The sequence below is a fragment of the Vibrio sp. 10N.222.46.A1 genome (genome assembly GCF_041473595.1).
Taxonomy (GTDB): domain Bacteria; phylum Pseudomonadota; class Gammaproteobacteria; order Enterobacterales; family Vibrionaceae; genus Vibrio; species Vibrio tasmaniensis_A.
The window spans coordinates 1-572 of record NZ_JBFRSN010001320.1 but is presented as its reverse complement, the minus strand read 5'-3'; the positions used below and the strand labels follow the sequence as shown (position 1 = coordinate 572).

The window sequence follows — 572 nt, the reverse complement described above, 5'->3', positions numbered from 1 at the left end:
TAAATAGAGTTGGCGTGTTGGTTGCCATTGAAAAAATCGCTAAAACTGATCTCAGCGACTCCAATCATTAATGACGCAACGCATAACACAACAAGAAATACAGCAGCTGCAATGGGTTTTAACATAGAAGTAATACTAAAGGTAGGATCGGGGAGACCGTATAAAAAAGTGAAAAAGGGCTTATAAGAACACTCTTATAAGCCCGAGAATCTGATGACTAGTAACTATTGAATCGTACGTTCAATGTCACCCAACATTCTGTGAATCGCTGTTACGCCGCCACCTACCAGATACCAAGCACTTGAATCAAGGTAAACGATGTTGCCTTGCTGCGCTGCAGGTGTTGCTGCAACCAGTGGGTTGTCAAACAGCTGTTGTGCGCGCCCTTCTGACTTACCGATCGCTTTTTCGCGGTCAAGCACGTAAAGCACTTCAGGTTTTGCGTCAGCAATATATTCAAACGAGATTAGATTGCCGTGATTCCCTTTAATCGGAGCCACTGTCGCACTCTTTGACTCCACAAAGCCAAAGTCATCAAAGATGATTGAGAAGCGACTGCCCTTATTGAACAT

At 43.9% G+C, this 572-nt stretch carries 1 protein-coding gene and 1 pseudogene; both read right to left on the bottom strand.

What is annotated here, in order from left to right; translation table 11 throughout:
• A pseudogene (locus AB4496_RS26290) lies at window positions 1-125 on the bottom strand (ABC transporter permease); the annotation flags it as partial.
• Window positions 126-224: 99 nt separating this feature from the next.
• Window positions 225-572, bottom strand: a 348-nt coding sequence (locus tag AB4496_RS26285; RefSeq protein WP_372132828.1) for an ABC transporter substrate-binding protein, incomplete at its 5' end; no start/stop codon positions are given.